Origin of the sequence: Sphingomonas sp. S1-29 (assembly GCF_026167545.1) — a bacterium.
Taxonomy (GTDB): Bacteria; Pseudomonadota; Alphaproteobacteria; order Sphingomonadales; family Sphingomonadaceae; genus Sphingomonas.
Genome location: NZ_CP110678.1, coordinates 1,959,892 through 1,976,870 on the forward strand (window position 1 = coordinate 1,959,892; position 16,979 = coordinate 1,976,870).

Annotated in this window: 14 protein-coding genes; 4 read left to right on the forward strand and 10 right to left on the reverse strand. The window is 69.0% G+C overall.

Going from position 1 to position 16,979, the window contains the following annotated elements; all coding sequences use genetic code 11:
* Positions 1-52: 52 nt before the first annotated feature.
* Complete coding sequence (locus OKW76_RS09255; RefSeq protein ID WP_265548625.1) at positions 53-1,006, reverse strand: rhodanese-related sulfurtransferase; 954 nt, start codon at positions 1,004-1,006, stop codon at positions 53-55.
* A gap of 122 nt (positions 1,007-1,128) precedes the next feature.
* Here OKW76_RS09255 and OKW76_RS09260 point away from each other — a divergent pair, with 122 nt between their 5' ends.
* The 4 genes from OKW76_RS09260 (at position 1,129) to OKW76_RS09275 (ending at position 5,915) form a co-directional block, all read left to right on the forward strand.
* Positions 1,129-3,417: an FdhF/YdeP family oxidoreductase gene (locus tag OKW76_RS09260; protein ID WP_265548626.1), complete on the forward strand. Its 2,289-nt coding sequence runs from the start codon at positions 1,129-1,131 to the stop codon at positions 3,415-3,417.
* Between the two features lie 112 nt (positions 3,418-3,529).
* Positions 3,530-4,306 carry a formate dehydrogenase accessory sulfurtransferase FdhD gene (fdhD, locus tag OKW76_RS09265; RefSeq protein ID WP_416221803.1) on the forward strand — a complete coding sequence of 259 codons (777 nt, stop codon included), beginning with the start codon at positions 3,530-3,532 and terminating at the stop codon, positions 4,304-4,306.
* Positions 4,303-4,818 carry a molybdenum cofactor guanylyltransferase gene (mobA, locus tag OKW76_RS09270; protein ID WP_265548628.1) on the forward strand — a complete coding sequence of 172 codons (516 nt, stop codon included), beginning with the start codon at positions 4,303-4,305 and terminating at the stop codon, positions 4,816-4,818. The genes fdhD and mobA overlap by 4 nt, the downstream gene beginning before the upstream one ends.
* Positions 4,819-4,883: 65 nt before the next feature.
* A complete protein-coding gene (locus OKW76_RS09275) occupies positions 4,884-5,915 on the forward strand; it encodes a LacI family DNA-binding transcriptional regulator (protein ID WP_265548629.1) in 1,032 nt (343 codons plus the stop codon).
* A gap of 7 nt (positions 5,916-5,922) precedes the next feature.
* Here the strand turns inward: OKW76_RS09275 and OKW76_RS09280 are convergent, their stop codons facing one another.
* The 9 genes from OKW76_RS09280 to OKW76_RS09320 form a co-directional block, all read right to left on the reverse strand.
* Positions 5,923-6,924 (reverse strand): sugar kinase, encoded by a 1,002-nt coding sequence (locus OKW76_RS09280; RefSeq protein WP_265548630.1) that lies wholly within the window; start codon positions 6,922-6,924, stop codon positions 5,923-5,925.
* Positions 6,921-8,369 carry a glucuronate isomerase gene (gene uxaC / locus OKW76_RS09285; RefSeq protein WP_265548631.1) on the reverse strand — a complete coding sequence of 483 codons (1,449 nt, stop codon included), beginning with the start codon at positions 8,367-8,369 and terminating at the stop codon, positions 6,921-6,923. The genes OKW76_RS09280 and uxaC overlap by 4 nt, the downstream gene beginning before the upstream one ends.
* Positions 8,370-8,427: 58 nt before the next feature.
* Positions 8,428-9,858, reverse strand: coding sequence for a mannitol dehydrogenase family protein (locus OKW76_RS09290; RefSeq protein WP_265548632.1), 1,431 nt, complete (start codon positions 9,856-9,858; stop codon positions 8,428-8,430).
* A gap of 183 nt (positions 9,859-10,041) precedes the next feature.
* Complete coding sequence (dacB, locus tag OKW76_RS09295; RefSeq protein ID WP_265548633.1) at positions 10,042-11,469, reverse strand: D-alanyl-D-alanine carboxypeptidase/D-alanyl-D-alanine-endopeptidase; 1,428 nt, start codon at positions 11,467-11,469, stop codon at positions 10,042-10,044.
* Between the two features lie 9 nt (positions 11,470-11,478).
* Positions 11,479-12,735: a dicarboxylate/amino acid:cation symporter gene (locus OKW76_RS09300; protein WP_265548634.1), complete on the reverse strand. Its 1,257-nt coding sequence runs from the start codon at positions 12,733-12,735 to the stop codon at positions 11,479-11,481.
* A 124-nt stretch (positions 12,736-12,859) separates the two neighbouring features.
* Complete coding sequence (gene dgcA / locus OKW76_RS09305) at positions 12,860-13,849, reverse strand: N-acetyl-D-Glu racemase DgcA (RefSeq protein WP_265548635.1); 990 nt, start codon at positions 13,847-13,849, stop codon at positions 12,860-12,862.
* A complete protein-coding gene (gene dgcN, locus OKW76_RS09310) occupies positions 13,807-14,844 on the reverse strand; it encodes an N-acetyltransferase DgcN (protein ID WP_265548636.1) in 1,038 nt (345 codons plus the stop codon). The genes dgcA and dgcN overlap by 43 nt, the downstream gene beginning before the upstream one ends.
* Positions 14,845-14,912: 68 nt before the next feature.
* Positions 14,913-15,794: a LysR family transcriptional regulator gene (locus OKW76_RS09315; protein ID WP_265548637.1), complete on the reverse strand. Its 882-nt coding sequence runs from the start codon at positions 15,792-15,794 to the stop codon at positions 14,913-14,915.
* Entirely contained in the window at positions 15,791-16,963 is a 1,173-nt protein-coding gene (locus OKW76_RS09320) for a serine hydrolase domain-containing protein (protein WP_265548638.1), read from the reverse strand. The genes OKW76_RS09315 and OKW76_RS09320 overlap by 4 nt, the downstream gene beginning before the upstream one ends.
* Between the last annotated feature and the right edge of the window lie 16 nt (positions 16,964-16,979).

Here is a 16,979-nt window from a genome sequence, read left to right on the forward strand (position 1 = left end):
TGACGGTGAGGGGCCGGGGTGACGATGGGGGGCTGGGGCTACGGTGGGAACGTCATTCCTCGCCCTCGCCCGCCCCCAGCACCGCGCCGACATGTGCCACCCCGCGCGCTTCGGCCAGCCGCTCCTGCCGGTGCCGCTCGGCATAGCCCGCGCGCTGCTCATCGGTGCGCTCGGCATGGCAGGCGGGGCAGCTCACCCCCTCGACATATAGCGGCGAGGCGCGCTGCTGCGGCGTCACCGGCATCCGGCACGCGCGGCACAGCGCGTTGTCGCCGGGCTGGAGCCCATGCCCCACCGACACCCGCTCGTCGAACACGAAGCACTCGCCCTGCCACCGGCTCTGCTCGGGCGGCACGGTTTCGAGATAGGCGAGGATGCCCCCCTGCAAATGATAGACGTCGTCGATCCCCTCGGCTTTAAGGAACGCGGTCGCCTTCTCGCAGCGGATGCCGCCGGTGCAGAACATCGCCACCTTGGTCGCGCCGCTGGTTACCCGCTCGCGATTGGCGCGGAACCAATCGGGAAAGTCGCGGAAGGTCCGCGTCGCCGGATCGATCGCCCGGTCGAAGCTGCCGAGCGCCACCTCGTAATCGTTGCGGGTGTCGATGACGACCGTATCGGGCTGCTCGATCAGCGCGTTCCAGTCGGCGGGGGGCACATAATGGCCGACGCCGGCAAGCGGATCGATGTCGGGCTCGCCCATCGTCACGATCTCGCGCTTCAGCCGCACCTTCATCCGGTGGAACGGCATCTCTGCCGCCCGCGATTCCTTCACCTCGATATCGGCGCACCCCGGCAGCGCCCGGATATGCTCCAGCACCGCCTCGATCCCCGCATCGCTCCCCGCGATCGTCCCGTTGATCCCTTCGCGCGCCAGCAGCAGCGTGCCCTTGACGCCGTGCGCGGCGCACAAGGCGGCGAGCGGCGGCTGCAGCGCGGCGCAATCGGCAAAGGTGGCGAACCGATACAGCGCGATGATGCGTATCGGCGGTTGGACTGGCGGCACGGCGATCCCTAATGGTGGTGAGCCGCGCTCTCTAGCAGACCCGGCGTCGCGAATGAACATGGCTGAACCATTTGCGCGGGCACCCGTTCGGGTAGGAACGGCGACACAGCAGCGAGGAATCGATGAGCAAGCAGCATTCGGACAAGCCGCAGATCGAACGCTTCAAGGGCCCCGCGGGCGGCTGGGGATCGGTCCGCTCGCTCGCCGACATCCTCCCGCGCGAACGGCTGAGCCCCGCCGCGGTCGCCGAGCTGGCGCGCCAGAACAAGCCCGAAGGCTTTGCGTGCGTCAGCTGCGCCTGGGCCAAGTCGGCCAACCCGCTCCCCGCCGAATTTTGCGAGGAAGGGGCCAAGGCGACCGCGTGGGAGCTGACCGCGCACCGCACCACCCCCGCCTTCTTCGCCGAACACACGCTCAGCGAACTGCGCGGCTGGACCGATTACGACCTCGAGCAACATGGCCGGCTGACCCAGCCCTTGCGCTACGACGCCGCGACCGACAAATATGTCGCGGTGGCGTGGCACGAGGCGTTCGACGCGATCGCCGCCGAACTGCGCGCGCTCGATCCCAAATCGGTGGTGTTCTACGCCTCGGGCCGCGCCAGTCTCGAGGCGACGTACATGTACGCGCTGATGGCGCGGATGTACGGCAACCAGAACCTGCCCGACAGTTCGAACATGTGCCATGAATCGACCTCGGTCGGGCTCAAGGCATCGATCGGCGAAGCTACCGGCACCACCCGGCTGCACGATTTCGAGCATTGCGACGCGATCTTCTTCTTCGGCCAGAATGTCGGATCGAATGCGCCGCGGATGCTGCACGATCTCAAGTCGGCGCGCGACCGCGGCGTGCCGATCGTTACGTTCAACCCTTTGCGCGAACGCGGGCTCGAACGCTTCACCGACCCGCAGAACCCGGTGCAGATGGCGACGCTCGGCGAGACGCGGATCTCGACCCAATATCACCAGGTGAAGGCCGGCGGCGACATCGCGGTGATGATGGGGATGGCCAAGTTCCTGGTCAAATGGGACGACGCGGCCAAGGCCAGCGGCGAACCACGCGTGCTCGACCAGGCGTTCATCGACCAGCACACGCATGGTGTGGACGACTTCCTGGCGTCGGTGCGTGCCGCCTCCTGGGAAGCGATCGTTGCCGAAGCGGGCATTTCGAAGACCGATCTCGAGCGTGCCGCGCGCGTCTATGCCGATGCCAAGGCGGTGCTCGGCATCTACGGCATGGGGCTGACCCAGCATGTGAAGGGCGTCGAGAATGTCCGCATGCTGGTCAACCTGCTGCTGCTGCGCGGCAATATCGGCAAGCCCGGCGCCGGCCCCACCCCGGTGCGCGGCCATTCGAACGTCCAGGGCCAGCGCACCGTCGGCATGACCGAAAAGACCGAGCTCGCCCCGGTCGACAAGCTGCGCGAACTCTATCATTTCGATCCGCCCACCGAAAAGGGATTGGACACCGTCGAAGCTTGTCGCGGGATCATCGACGGATCGGTCAAGGCGCTGATCGGTCTCGGCGGCAATTTCCTGCGCGCAGTGCCCGAAACCGGGCCGATGGAGGCGGCATGGCCCAATCTGCGCCTGTCGGTGCAAATCGCGACCAAGCTCAATCGCAACCATCTGTTCGCTGGCGACGTGACTTACCTGCTCCCCTGCCTCGGCCGGATCGAGCGCGACATGCAGGCAACCGGCGCGCAGGTGGTGTCGGTCGAGGATTCGACCAGCTGCATCCACGGCTCGCGCGGCAAGGCAGATCCCGCGAGCAAGCATCTGATGTCCGAACCCGCAATCGTCGGCGCGATCGCCAAGCGTATCCTGCCGCCCAATCCCGCGATCGATTGGGATGCATGGGTCGGCGATTACGCACTGATCCGCGACGCGATCGAGGCGACCTACCCCGACAAGTTCGCCGACTATAACGCAAGGCTGTTCACCCCCGGCGGCTTCTGGCGCGGCAACAAGGCCGCCGAGCGGATCTGGCAGACGCAGAGCGGCAAGGCCGAATTCCTCGCTCCCACCGGCCTTTCGGCAACCGGCTTTGCCGACGCGCCCGGCCGTTACCGGCTGATGACGCTGCGGTCGAACGACCAGTTCAACACCACCATCTATGGCTATCACGACCGGTTTCGCGGGGTGAAGGGCACGCGCGACGTGCTGTTCATGAACATCCATGACATGGCGGCGGCAGGGGTGAAGCGCGACCAGATCGTCGCGCTCGAAAGTGATGCCAAGGATGGCCAGACGCGCCGGCTAGAGGGGCTAATTGTAACGCCGTACGACATTCCCGCGGGGTGCCTGGGGGCCTATTATCCTGAGGCCAATGTCCTGATGCCGCTCGAGCATCATGCCGAGGAAAGCCATGTGCCCGCGGCGAAATCGGTGCCAGTCCGGATCGTCGCTTGAGCGGCGCGCATATGACCACCCTCCCCGTTCGTTTCGAGCGAAGTCGAGAAACGGGGCCCAGCGCAACGCTTCGGTTTCTCGACTTCGCTCGAAACGAACGGAGGGCGGCAAGGTGCCCGTGAGCGCATCCCAGGTGCCATTCGCGCGGATATCGGCGGACGGTGAGTCAACGCCAATCGACCGCGCAATCGCCGAGGAAACCCCGATCGCGATCGAGTGCAACGGCATCGGCTATGCGGTGCTGATGGCGACCCCCGCCGATCTGCCGGACCTCGCTTATGGCTTTGCCTTGGCCGAGCGGCTGATCGACCGCGCCGACGACGTAATCGATGTCAACGAGCACGCCACCGACGCCGGCATCGTCCTGCGCGTTACCCTCGCCGAGCGCGTGGCGATGCGGATCGTCGATCGCGTGCGGCATCGCGTATCCGAATCGGCGTGCGGGCTGTGCGGGATCGAAAATCTCGAACAGGCGCTGCGCCCCCTGCCGCGCGTCGAACCCGCCGACATCGACGATGCCGCGATCTTCGCCGCGCTGGCGCAGCTCGACCAGCACCAGCCGCTGCACCGCCAGACCGGCGCGGTCCACGCCGCCGCCGCCTGCACCGCCGATGGAGAGCCCTGGCTGGTGCGCGAGGATGTCGGGCGGCACAACGCCTTTGACAAGCTGATCGGCGCGATGCTGCGCGCCGGCGCCGATTGGGACGGCGGCTTCGCGCTGCTGACCTCGCGCTGCTCCTACGAACTCGTCGAGAAGGCGGTGCTCGCGGGCTGCCCGCTGCTCGCGACGATCTCGGCCCCCACCACGCTCGCGATCGCCCGCGCCGCGCAAGCCGGGCTGGCGCTGCGCGTCCTCGCGCGGCGCGATGCGCTGCTGGCACCGCGATGAGACTGCTCGGCGCGGTGCTCGCGGGCGGACTGTCGCGGCGGTTCGGATCGGACAAGGCCGAGGCGCTGCTCGATGGCGAGCGCCTGATCGACCGGGTGGTCGCCGCGCTTGGCTCGCAGGTCGACGCGGTGATCCTCTGCGGCCGCGCGCCCGGTCTGCCCGATCGCCCCGCCGGCGGGCTCGGCCCGCTCGCCGGGCTGAACGCCGCGCTCCACCACGCCCGCACCCACGGCTTCGATGCGGTGCTGAGCGTCCCCTGCGACGCCCCCTATCTGCCGAGCGACCTGCGTGCGATCCTCGGCGACGGCCCCGCCTTCATCGCCGACCAGCCGGTGATCGGCATCTGGCCGGCAGCGCTCGCCGATCGGCTCGACGCGCATCTGCGCGGCGACGACCGATCGCTACGCTGCTGGGGCCGCGCGACCGGCGCGTCGCCACGCACTGCGCCGCCGATCGCCAACATCAATACCCCGGCAGACCTTTCGGCGCTGGGCTTTGCAGACAAGTCGTAACGCGCGCGCCATGAACAACTTTCGACCAGTATTGCCACCCGGCGCCGCACTTCTATAGCGTCACGATGATGGCCAGCGGCAAACCAACGATCAACGACGTCGCGCGTATCGCCGGCGTTTCCAAGAAAACCGTCAGCCGGGTCATCAACCGCTCGCCGCTGCTCCATGTCGACACCCGCGCGCGCGTCGAACACGTGATCGCCGAAATGGGGTTCGTCCCCAACCCGCAGGCGCGCGCACTGGCGTTGCGGCGCAATTTCCTGATCGGGCTGATCCACGACAACCCCAATGCGCAGACCGTGCTCAACGTCCAGCAGGGGATGCTCGAGGGGCTGCGCGATACCGAGTTCGAACTGATCGTCCGCCCGATCAACCGCCACAGCCCACAGATGCTGGGTGACGTCCGCCGCTTCCTCGAACGCCAGCGACCGCACGGCGTGCTGCTGATGCCGCCGATCGCCGAGAATCCGGCACTCGCCGAGCTCTGCCGCGACGTTGGCTGCCGCTATGTGCGGATGGGTTCGGCCGCGCTCGATACGCCCGATCGGATGGTCGCATCGAACGACAGCGAAGTCGTCGGGCTCGCGGTCGCGCACCTGGTCGATCAGGGGCATCGGCGGATCGCGATGATCGCGGGGCCCGACGGCTTCCTGTCGGCCGCCGAACGCCGCAAGGGCTTCGATGCCGCGCTCGCCAAGGCGGGGATCACACTGCCACCGGGCTTCGTCGCCGAGGGCGGCTATACCTTCGAATCGGGGATCGCCGCCGCCGATCTGCTGCTCGATCTCGAAGAGCCGCCGACCGCGATCTTCGCGGGCAATGACGAGATGGCGGCGGGCGCGCTCCACGCCGCGCGGCGCCGCGGCATGAGCGTTCCCGAAGACCTGTCGCTGATCGGCTTCGACGACACCGGCCTCGCCGCGCATCTGTGGCCGCCGCTCACCACGGTGCATTGGCCGGGCATCATGCTCGCCCGGCTCGGCGCGCGAAAGCTGATCGCCGATACCTTCGACGAATCGGACCCCGAGGACGATTCGTGGCTGTACGAATCGCAACTGGTGCATCGCGATTCGGTGGCGCCACCCCGCGCCGGCTAAGCCAAGGCTAGCGCCTGACGTCGAGCCCCTCGTCGTGAAACGCCGCCAGGTCACGCACGGTGAACAGGCTAGCATCCCCCGGTAGCGAGTGCTTGAGGCACGTCAGCGCCAGCCCGTCGCGCGCCGCCTGGTCGGGCCCGCCCTGCGCCAGCCCGTGCAGCACGCCTGCGGCGAAAGCATCGCCCGCGCCGATCCGGTCGACGATCCCCGCGATCGAGACCTCGTCGGTCTGGCACACCGCCTCGCGCGTCTCGACCCGCGCCGACAGCCGGTGGTGATCGGCATCGATCACGTCGCGCGCGGTCGAGGCGATCACGCCTAGGTTCGGAAAAGCCTCGAACGCCGCCAGCGCCGCCTCGCGCCGCCGCTCGGTACCGTCGCCCGAAAAGGGCTTGTCCAGCAGCAGCGCGACATCGCGATGGTTGCCGAACAGGATGTCGGCGTGCGCCACCAGTTCGGTCAGCACGCCGCGCGGATCGCTGTCCCACGCTTCCCACAGCCGCGCGCGATAATTGCCGTCGAACGACAACCGCATCCCGCGCGCCTTGGCCGCGCGCGCGGCGGCTAGCGCGGCGGCGGCGGTATTGGGCCCCAGCGCCGGGGTGATCCCCGACAGGTGCAGTGCGTCGCAGCCCTCGAGCAGCCGGTCCCAGTCCCAATCCTCGGCGCCGCGCAACGCGAACGCCGAATGCGCGCGATCATAGATCACCTCCGACGCGCGAAGCCCCGCGCCGGGGGTGAGGAAATACAGCCCCAGCCGCCCCGGCGCCGCCTCGACATGGCGAACGTCGACTCCGTGCCGCCGCAACTCGCCGCGCGCGGTCTCGCCGATCTTGTGGTCGGGCACCACGCTCAGCATCCGCACCGAATGGCCAAGGCTCGCCAGCCCGATCGCGACATTCGCCTCGGCCCCGCCGACATGGACGTCGAGGCTGGGGCGTTGGAACAGCAATTCGCGCCCCGGCGGCGACAGGCGGAGCAGCAGCTCGCCGAAGAAGGCGGTGGTCATGCCGCCGCGGCGATCGGCGCGGCGCCGTCCGCGTCGAGCTTGTAGGCCTGCCGTACCAGCCCGACCGTCAGCGCGCGGGCGACATCGTGTGCTTCGTCCTCGTACAGCCGCCCCTCGGCGACCAGCCGCGCCAGGAAGCCGCAATCGACTCGTCGCGCGACATCGTGCCGCGCAGGGATCGACAGGAAAGCGCGGGTATCGTCGTTGAAGCCGACGGTGTTGTAGAAGCCCGCGGTTTCGGTCGTCTGCTCGCGGAACCGGCGCATCCCCTCGGGGCTGTCGTGGAACCACCATGCCGGCCCCAGCTTCAGGCACGGATAATGCCCCGCCAGCGGCGCGAGCTCGCGCGAATAGGTCGTCTCGTCGAGCGTGAAGAGGATGATGGTCAGATCGGTGCGCGTGCCGACGACGTCGAGCATCGGTTTCAACGCGGCGACATAGTCGGTGCGCATCGGGATGTCGGCACCCTTGTCGCGGCCATGGCTCGCGAACAGCCCGTGGTTGTGGTTGCGGAAGCTGCCGGGATGGATCTGCATCACCATCCCGTCGTCGCACGACAGCTTGGCCATTTCGGTCAGCATCTGCGCGCGGAAGAGCTCGGCATCGGCGGCGGTCCAGTCGCTGCCGGTGACGCGCGCGAACAGCGCCTCGCTTTCGGTAGACGACAGGTTCGCGGTGCGCGCGGTGGCGTGGCCATGATCAGTCGCGGTCGCCCCCGCCGCGCGGAAATCGGCGCGGCGCTTGGCGTGCGCGGCAAGATAGCCGCGCCACGAATACACGTCCTCGCCGGTCAGTTCGGCAAAGCGCGCCATCGATGTCGCAAAGCCCTCATGCTCGACATCGATCACGGCGTCGGGACGATAGGTGGTCGCGACGCGCCCCTGCCAGCCCGAGGCGCGGATCGCGGCGTGGTGCGCCAGCGGATCGTCGGCGCCCTCGGTGGTGCCTAGGAACGCGATGTCGAAGCGCTCGAACAGCGCGCGCGGGCGGAACGCATCGCTCGCCAATGCTTCGCCGATCGCGTCGAAATAGAAGTCGGCGGTGCCGGCATCGAGCGCCTGTTCGAACCCGAACACTTCGGCGAATACATGATCGAGCCACAGCCGCGACGGCGTCCCGCGGAACAGATGCTGGTTGGCGGCGAACAAGCGCCACGCCGCGCGCGGATCGGTCGCGGGCGCGCCGTCGCGATCGGGCACGCCGAGGTCGGCGAGCGCGATCCCCTGCGAATACAGCATGCGGTACAGATAATGATCGGGCGCCAGCAGCAATTCGGTCGCGTTGGTCCAGTTCGCATTGGTCGCGAACCAGCGCGGATCGGTATGGCCATGCGGGCTGACGATCGGCAGCGATGCGACCTCGGCATAGAGCGCGCGCGCGATGTCGCGGGTGTGCGGATCGGCGGGAAACAGCCGATCGGGATCGAGCCTCAGCGGGCGGGTCATCGCAAAAACTCCATCGTCATGCTCGTCTGGGCTGGTGCGTGGTCGGGGGTGCTGCGGGTCAACCTAGGCCCCCCGCCGTCACGTCGCGATAAGCCTTTGCCACCGCGGCGCGGAAATCGGCGTCGTTCGCCAGCGATACCGGGAATATCGCGTCGATCGCCAGCATCTCCCCAACGATCGCGTCGCCCTCTGGTTGCGCCATCACCGCTGCCGCCAGCTGGTCGGCGAGCGGATCGGCGATCGCCTCGCCGCGTTCAGCGCGGTCGCGCAGGAAGGCGATCCATGCCGCGATCGGCACCGCCAGCCGCGCGATCGGGCGTCCCGCCGCGCGCGCCTCGGTAACGGTATCGAGGATGCGATAGGGCAGCTTCTGCGACCCGTCGCCGGCGATCTGCGAGAGCAGATGGCGGATTTCGGGGTTGCGGAAGCGATCGAGCACCGCACCGGCATAGGCCTGGACATCGAAGCCGGCGATCGCGCCAAGCGAAGGCACGATGTCCTCGCGGACCATCGCCTCGACGAACGCCGCCAGCGGTGCATCGGCCATCGCCTCGCCGACACTCGCATGGCCGCGCGCCAGCCCGACATAGGCAAGCGTCGAATGCGCGCCGTTCAGGATACGCAGCTTGGCGCGCTCATAGGCCGCGACGTCGCCGGTGCGGATCACCCCGACGCTCGCCAGATCGGGATCGCCGGGCAGCGCGACGTCCTCGAGCACCCACTGCGTGAACGCCTCGCGCTGTACCGCGGCCAGGTCGGCCACCCCCAGCGCCCCGGCGGCGCGCGCGAGGTGTGCGTCGTCGGTGGCGGGGGTGATCGAATCGACCATCGAATCGGGAAACACCACCGTCTCGCCGATCCAGGCAGCAAGCGCCGGATCGCGCATCTCGGCCAGCGCGATTACCGCTGCACGAAGCTTGCGCCCGTTGCCCGTCATGTTGTCGCAGCACAGCACTGCGAACGGCTCGGTGCCCGCGGCGCGCCGCGCGGCGAGCCCGGCGACGATCCAGCCGATCAGGCTATGGGGGTCGTCGGGATTGGCAGCGTCATGGACGATATCGCGATGCGCGGTATCGAGCGTCCCGTCGCTGCGCAGGCAATAGCCCTTCTCGGTGACCGTGCTGGTCACCAGCCGCACCGCCGGATCGGCGAGCAGCGCATGCACCCGCGCGCCCTCGCCGGGCCCGACCCAGGCGCGATGCGCGCCGATCACCCGCGTCTCGACCGCGGAATCGAGGATCGTCAGGCTATAGAGCCCGTCCTGCGCTGCCAGCGCCTCGACCAACTCGGGGGTACGCAACGAAACCGCGGCGATCCCCCAGCGCGGGTCGGTGGCGAGCAGCGAATCGAAATACGCCGCCTGGTGCGCCCGGTGGAACGCACCGGGGCCGAAATGGACGATACCGATCTGCACGTCCGCACCGGTATTGCCCGGCCGCCCGACATTCGTGGGCAGATGGTCGAGCGTCGCTCGCGATAAACGGGTCACGCGCCCACCATTTGCTGGTCAGCCACGCGCAGGCCCTGCGCCGAGCGCCAGGGCGCAGTCATTCGGAAATGCCATCGATTCATCCGTCCCCTGTACCGCGGTATTCCGCGTTGTCACCGGTATCATATGGATTTGGCAGCGGCGGTAAAGCGGGTTTGTGACGCGTCGCCTAGCGATGCGTGGTCAATACTCGGCAGCGATCAGGTTGAGCGCGCGTTCGGCCGCCAGGGTCGTCGCGCCGCCGCCCGAGGGGCGGTCATTGGCGAACGACGAAAAGGTCAGCGTCCGCCCGCTCGCGGTAGTCAGGAACCCCGATAGCGCCGCGGTCCCCTTGAGCGATCCGGTCTTGGCGAACACCCGCCCGGCAAGCGGCGTGTCCTTGAACCGATTGGTGAGCGTGCCGTCGACCCCGCCGACCGGCATCGTATCGCGATAGTCGGCGCCCCAGGGCTGCGCCTGCGACCAGCGCAACAGCCCGACCACCGCGCGCGGCGACAGCCGGTTATAGACCGACATCCCGGAACCGTCGAACAGGTCCCACTCCGCGCGCGCGACGCCGGCCTGCGCGAACATCGCGTCGATCGCGGCAAAGCCATCGGCGGTTCCGCGATCGCCCCGCCGCGCCGCCACTCGCCGCAGCAGCATTTCGGCGTACAGATTCTGGCTGACCTTCATCGTCTCGCGTACCGCCTCGGCATAAGGCGGCGGATCGAGCCGTGCGACGACTCCCGTCACCGCCGGCCGGGGGTCCCCCGGCGCGCGATGCCGCCCCTTCGCCGCCTCGGCCACCGTCACGCCGCGCGCGCGCAGCAACCGCGCGAAGCGATACGCCGCCCATTCGGCGGGATCATCGACCCCCAGCCGGATCGTCTGCACCGGTGCATCGGCGGCGATCGTCCCGAACACCCGCACCGTCCGGCTGCCCGGCAGCCGCTCGACATCAAGCGCTGTGGTCGTCCCCGCCGCCACCCGATTGTCGATCGCGAACCAGCCATCCTCGCTCACGACCAACGGCACCGCCCCCGCGGTGACGGTAACGCTGGTGACATTGTCGTTGAGCGTCAGCGCCGACACTGCGGTGCCATAGCGCCCCTGCAGATCGTCCCAGCTCCAGCCCTGCCCCCAGCGTTCGTCGGGATAGGCGCGATCGTCGCCGATCACCCCGCGCACCGCCTTGGTCCGGGCCGCCACCGCATCGGCGAGCGTGGCGAGGCAATTGGCGATGCAATCGGCGGTATCGCGCAGCAACGGGTCGCCGCTGCCGACCAGCACGACATCGCTAGCGCCGACCGCCGGCTCGATCGCGACCGCAGTCCCCTCGATCGGCGTCGCCATCAGCCCCGGCTCGGCATGCAGCGCAGCGATCGTGACGAGCTTGGTGTTCGACGCGGGCAGGAAGCGATCGTCGGGCGCGATCGCCACCACCTCGCGCCCCGCCTCATCGACTACCAGCAACCCCCACCGCGTCCCCGCGACCGAAGGATCGTACAGCACCGCGCGCACGCGCTCGTCGAGCGAAGCCGCGCGGTCGAGCGGCACGCGGCCAGGCGCCGCGCACCCCGCCAGCGCCAGCAGCGCCAGCATCATCGCCTTGCTCGTTCCTGCCCCCATCGCCCGCTCCTATCCTGCTTCGCGCCCCTCAGCGCGCACCCCCGCCAACCGATCGTCAAGCGCCCCCTCCCAGCGCGCGACCGTCGTCGCCACCGTCAGGTTCGCCGAAGCGCTCGGCACCGTGCGCGTCATGTCGAGCAGCCGGTCGAACGGCAGCACGAATCCGACGATCAGCGCGGTCTGTTCGGGCGACACCCCCACCGCCGCGAGCACCGCCGCCAGCATGAACAGCGATGCCGACGGCACCGGCGCGGTGCCGAACGCCGCCAGCGCGCCGGTCACCAGCACCACGAACCAGTCGGCGGTCGCCATCGGATGGCTCAGGGCCTGCAGGCTGAAGACGCTCAGCAACCCGACATACATCGCGGTGCCGTCCTTGCCGATGCTCGCGCCCAGCGGCAGCACGGTCGAGGCAACGGGCTTGGCCACCCCCAGATTGTCCTGCGCACATCGGATCGCCACCGGCAGCACCGCCGAGCTCGACGCGGTCGAAAACGCGATCGCCAGCGCATCGACGATGCCGCGATAGAATCGCCCGATGGGCACCCGCGCCAGCAGCTTGAGCATCGCGGCATGGACGATCACGATCTGCAACACCGATCCGATGACGACGCACAAGGCCAGCCAGCCGACATTGGCGAACACCGCAACGCCATTGGCCGCGACCGCGCCCGCGATCAGCGCGAACACGCCGAACGGGGTGACCTCCATCACCAGCCGAACGATCGTCAGCAGCACGCTCGATGCCGACGCCAGGAATCGCGCGAACGGCGCCCCCGCCTCGCCCGCCACCACGGTGCCAGCGCCGATGAGGATCGCGGTGAAGATCAGCGCGAGCATGTCGCCCTTGGCCAGCGCATCGACGATGTTCAGCGGCACGATGCCGACGAGCGTATCATACAGCGTCCTTGGCTCGCCCAAAGCCTGCGCCTGCGCGCTCCCCAGCGCCGCCCCCACCCCCGGCTGCACCACCACCGCCACCGCCATGCCAAGCGCGACCGCGATCAAGGTGGTCGCGGCGAACAGCCCGACGGTCTTGCCGCCAAGCGGCCCGAGGCGCTTGGGATCGGCCATCGAGGCGATACCCGAGGCGATCGTCACCAGCACGATCGGCGCGACGAGCATGCGGATCAGCCGGACGAAAACATCCCCCAGAAACGCGACCGAAGGCGCGGCGTCAGGCCAGAACAGCCCCAGCAGCACGCCGAGCACCAACCCGCCCAGCACCCGCTGCCACAGCGGTATCGCGAACCAGGCGCGCATCATCTGTCGCCCCCCTCCCGCTTGCGGGAGGGGCCGGGGGTGGGGTCATCCAGCAGTGCTCCGGACGTTGATAGCCCCACCCCTAACGCCTCCCGCAAGCGGGAGGGGGACGGTGCCGTCCCGCTAATCAAACCCCGCCCCAGAAGCCCGGCGCCGGCGGGTGCAGCATCCCGCCTTCGATCCGTACCCCCCCGCCCCGATCCTGCGCCAACCACCATGGTCCATCGCAATCGACGAACCCCGCCCGGCTGGCAAGCGCCAGTGCCGGCGCGATCCCCAACGACGAACACACCATGCAGCCGAGCATCAGCTCGAACCCCGCAGCTTGCGCGGCATCGGCAAAGGCGAGCGCGGCGGTCAGCCCGCCGGTCTTGTCGAGCTTGATGTTCACATAGGCGTAGCGCCCCTGCAGCCGATCGAGATCGGCGATGCCGTGCGCGCTTTCGTCGGCGCAGATCGGCACCAGCGGCACGAAGCCGGCGAGCGCCGCATCGGCATCGGCGGGCAGCGGCTGTTCGAGCAGCCCCACTTGCGCATCGGCGAGCACCGGCTGGATCGCCTCGACCAGGTCCATCGACCAGCTTTCGTTGGGATCGACGATCATCCGCGCATCGGGCAATGCCGAACGTACCGCAGCGATCCGCTCGGCCACCAGCTGGTCGTCGACCTTCACCTTGACCAGCGGCACCGAACCCAACGCAATCGCCGCGCGGTGCATCGCCTCGGGGGTGTCGATGCCGATTGTCACCGCGGTCTCGACCGGCACCAGCGGCGGTTGGCCCAGCAGCATTCCCACCGTCGTTCGCGCGAGCTGCGCATCGAGGTCCCACAACGCGCCATCGACCGCGTTGCGCGCCGCCCCCGCGGGCATCAGCACCAGCAGCTCCTCGCGTCCCGCGCCCTGCGCCAGCGCCGGGGTGACCGCGGCGATATCCGCCAGCGCCGCCTCGATCGTCTCGCCATAGCGCGGATAGGGCACCCCCTCGCCGCGCCCGGTCAGGCCGGCGACCGCGATCTCGACGGTGACCACATCGGCGTCGGTCTTCACCCCGCGCGCGATGCGGAAGGGCGATTTCAGCCCGAAACGGTCGTGGCGAGCGGCGACGGTGCGAAGCAACGCGCGATCTCCTCGATGATGGGGGCAACGCCAAAGCGGACCGGATCGGTGCACGGCAGCGAAAATCGCTGCCCGGCATCGGCGCAGAATGCCAGCGCCTCGGCCTCGCCCAGACGCGAGGTGTTGATGCACACCCCCACCGCCTGCACCTGAGGGTTGGTCAGCCGCGCGGTGCGCAGGTTCGCCTCGAGACATTCGGCAAGCTCGGGCACCGCGAAATGCGGTAGCCCGCGCATGTGCGGGCGCCCCGCCTCGTGGCACAGCACCAGCGCATCGGGCTGGGCGCCGTGGAGCAGTCCCGTCGAGACGCCGGCGAACGACGGGTGGAACAGCGATCCCTGCCCCTCGATCACGTCCCAGCCATCGTCGCTCCGCGCGGGTGAAAGCACCTCGACCGCGCCCGAGATGAAATCGGCGACCACCGCATCGACCGCGATTCCGCGCCCCGCGATCAGGATGCCGGTTTGTCCGGTCGCGCGGAAATCGGCGGCGAGACCAGCCGCCTGCATCGCCCGTTGAAGCGCGATGCTGGTGTACATCTTGCCCACCGAACAATCGGTCCCCACCGTCAGCAGTCGCCGCCCCGCGCGCTTGCGGCCGCTTCCCACCGGCAAATCCGCGGGCGCATCGCGCACGTCGAACAACGTCACCCCCGCCGCGCGCGCCGCTTCGACCAAGGCGGGCACGTCGCGCAGCCGATGGTGCAGCCCCGCGGCAACGTGCATCCCCAATGCGATCGCCACCAGCGCGTCCTCTACCAGCGCCTGCCCCATGCTGCCGCCCGGATTGGCGATCCCCAGCACCAACGTGTTGGCCCCGCGCGCGCGCGCCTCCTCGATCGTCAGCCGCTCGATCCCCAAGGTCAGCGGGCAATCGTCGTGGCGAAATTCGCCGACGCAATGCTCGGGCACGAAATGCGCGAGCCCGCGCGAGGTCTTGATGCCCAGCGGATCATCGCTGTGGCCAAGATACAGGAGATAGGGGGTCGGGATCATGCGCAAACCCTAGAGCGGCGGCGGCCCGGCTGCGAATAGCGACGCAGGGGCTGGGTCATAACGCCGGGTTATAGGACGTCGATCGAGGCACGGAGTTCATCGAGGAACGACAGCGCCAGCGTCGAGGGCGGGCGGTTCTCGAGGAACATCGCATGGACGTCGAAGGTGATCGCCGGCCGCAATGGCCGAAACGCCAGCCCCGCCGACAGCGACGCCGCCGCGGTGAAGCTGTCGACCACCGCGATCCCCACTCCGGCGCGCACCAGCGCGGCGGCGATGTAGAAGGTGCGCGTCGATACCACTTCGTCGAACGCCACTCCCAGCCGGTCGCATTCGGCGGAGAACATCTGCCCCAGCGGCCCGCTGCGCGCCAGGCTGATGAACGGGCGATCGGTCAGCGCCGCCAGGTCGAGCCGCGCGGGGGCGTCGGGCAGGTCGCTCTCGCGGTACAGTACCACCAGCTCGCCCTCGCCCAGCGCGTGCGCCGCGACCGGCGCTGCCGGCGGCACTTCATAGGCGATCGCGACATCGCATTCGCGCTCGTACAGTTTGCGCAGCAGATCGTCGTGATGGACGGTCTGAAGGTCGAACGACACCCCCGGGGTCCGCTTGAGCACCCGTGCCACCGCGCTCGGCAACACCCCCAGCGCCAGCGAGGGCAGCGCCGAGATCCGCAGCGTGCCAGCGCCACGCCGCAGGTTGCGGCTGGTATCGCGCAGCGACTGCACCCGCTCCTGGATCGCGCTCGCCTCGGTGAACAGCTGATGCGCGTCCTCGGTCGGCACCAGCCGCCCCTTGGTGCGGGTGAACAGGTCGAACCCCAGCAGGCTCTCGGCATGGCGCAGCATCTTGGTGACCGAAGGCTGCGACACGTTCAGCGCGCGCGCAGCGTTGCTCACCGATCCGTGGACATAGACCGCGTGGAAGATCTCGACATGGCGAAGGTTCATCGGCCGCGCGCCAATCGTTCCTCGATCGCGGTGAACGCCGAACTGCCCCTGGGCGCGTCGCTCGCCACCCCGGTCGCGTAATAGGCAACGCCGCTGCCGCCCGCGCGATCGACCCACAACCCCGATCGTAGCCGATAGGCGTCGCCGGCATGGCCGATCCGCACCCGCCCGTCGCCGAACGGATCGTCGGCGCACCCCGCTACCCGCGTCGCGGTGAAGGTGACGCCCAGCCCATAGCTGCAGTAAAAACCGCCCTCGGTCTCGCCATTGCTGCCGTCATAGGTCCAGAGCGGGGTCGCCAGCGCCGCGAACGACTCAGGCGACAATAACCGCACGCCATCGACCACGCCTTCGCCAGCGAGCAATCGCCCGATCCGCGCAAGGCCTTTGGCCGAAATCCGCATCCCCCCCTGCGGCGAGAAGATCGCGCCGTTGCGCCCCGCCACCCAGCGCGACAGGTCGCAGGCGCCATCGGTTGCGGGGGTCACCGAACAGGCGGGCTTGGCACCGCGATTGTCGTCGCGAAGCGCGGTGCCGTCGGGCTCGTACAGCACCACCGCGCGCGCCGCGGTCGCCGCGCTGCAGCTTTCCCAGTTGAAGCACGCCTGGATCCCCAGCGGCCCGAACAGTTGCGCTTGCATCACCCGGTCGAAGCGCTGCCCGGTGGCGCGCTCGATGATCGCGGCGACCACCGGATAGTTCATGTTGGTGTAACGGAAATAGGTCGCCGGCGCGTTCGCGGTGTCCCATGCCTTCGGATCGGCGACCACCTTTCGCAATTCGGCATCGAGCGGCAGCACGTAATCGACCGCATCGGTCAGGCTCGAACGGTGCGAGAGCAGCAGCCGGAGCGTGATCGGCACCTGCGGATACGCCGGATTGCGAAGGCGCCACCCCAGCCGGTCGGACACATCGGCATCGAGATCGAGCATTCCCGCCTCGACCAGCCGCAGCACCACGATCGCCACCGCCAGCTTCGAGATCGACGCGACGCGCACCGGATCGTCGGCGGTCAGCCGGCGCGCGGCGGCGATGTCGGCATAGCCAGCGGCCTGCGCCGGCGCCACGCCATCGCGGTCGAAAGCGACGCGCGCGCCGGCTAGCGGCTCGGCGGCAACGGCCTGGCCGGCAAGGGCTTGGACGGCAAGCAGCGACAGGAGGATCGACATCGCCGCGACGCTAGCA

Bases quoted from the DNA above. Each gene is read 5' to 3' on its own strand.
- OKW76_RS09260 (WP_265548626.1), top strand. From the start codon at position 1,129: ATGAGCAAGCAGCATTCGGACAAGCCGCAGATCGAACGCTTCAAGGGC.
- mobA (WP_265548628.1), top strand. From the start codon at position 4,303: ATGAGACTGCTCGGCGCGGTGCTCGCGGGCGGACTGTCGCGGCGGTTC.
- OKW76_RS09275 (WP_265548629.1), top strand. From the start codon at position 4,884: ATGATGGCCAGCGGCAAACCAACGATCAACGACGTCGCGCGTATCGCC.
- OKW76_RS09280 (WP_265548630.1), bottom strand. From the start codon at position 6,924: ATGACCACCGCCTTCTTCGGCGAGCTGCTGCTCCGCCTGTCGCCGCCG.
- uxaC (WP_265548631.1), bottom strand. From the start codon at position 8,369: ATGACCCGCCCGCTGAGGCTCGATCCCGATCGGCTGTTTCCCGCCGAT.
- dacB (WP_265548633.1), bottom strand. From the start codon at position 11,469: ATGGGGGCAGGAACGAGCAAGGCGATGATGCTGGCGCTGCTGGCGCTG.
- OKW76_RS09300 (WP_265548634.1), bottom strand. From the start codon at position 12,735: ATGATGCGCGCCTGGTTCGCGATACCGCTGTGGCAGCGGGTGCTGGGC.
- dgcN (WP_265548636.1), bottom strand. From the start codon at position 14,844: ATGATCCCGACCCCCTATCTCCTGTATCTTGGCCACAGCGATGATCCG.
- OKW76_RS09315 (WP_265548637.1), bottom strand. From the start codon at position 15,794: ATGAACCTTCGCCATGTCGAGATCTTCCACGCGGTCTATGTCCACGGA.
- OKW76_RS09320 (WP_265548638.1), bottom strand. From the start codon at position 16,963: ATGTCGATCCTCCTGTCGCTGCTTGCCGTCCAAGCCCTTGCCGGCCAG.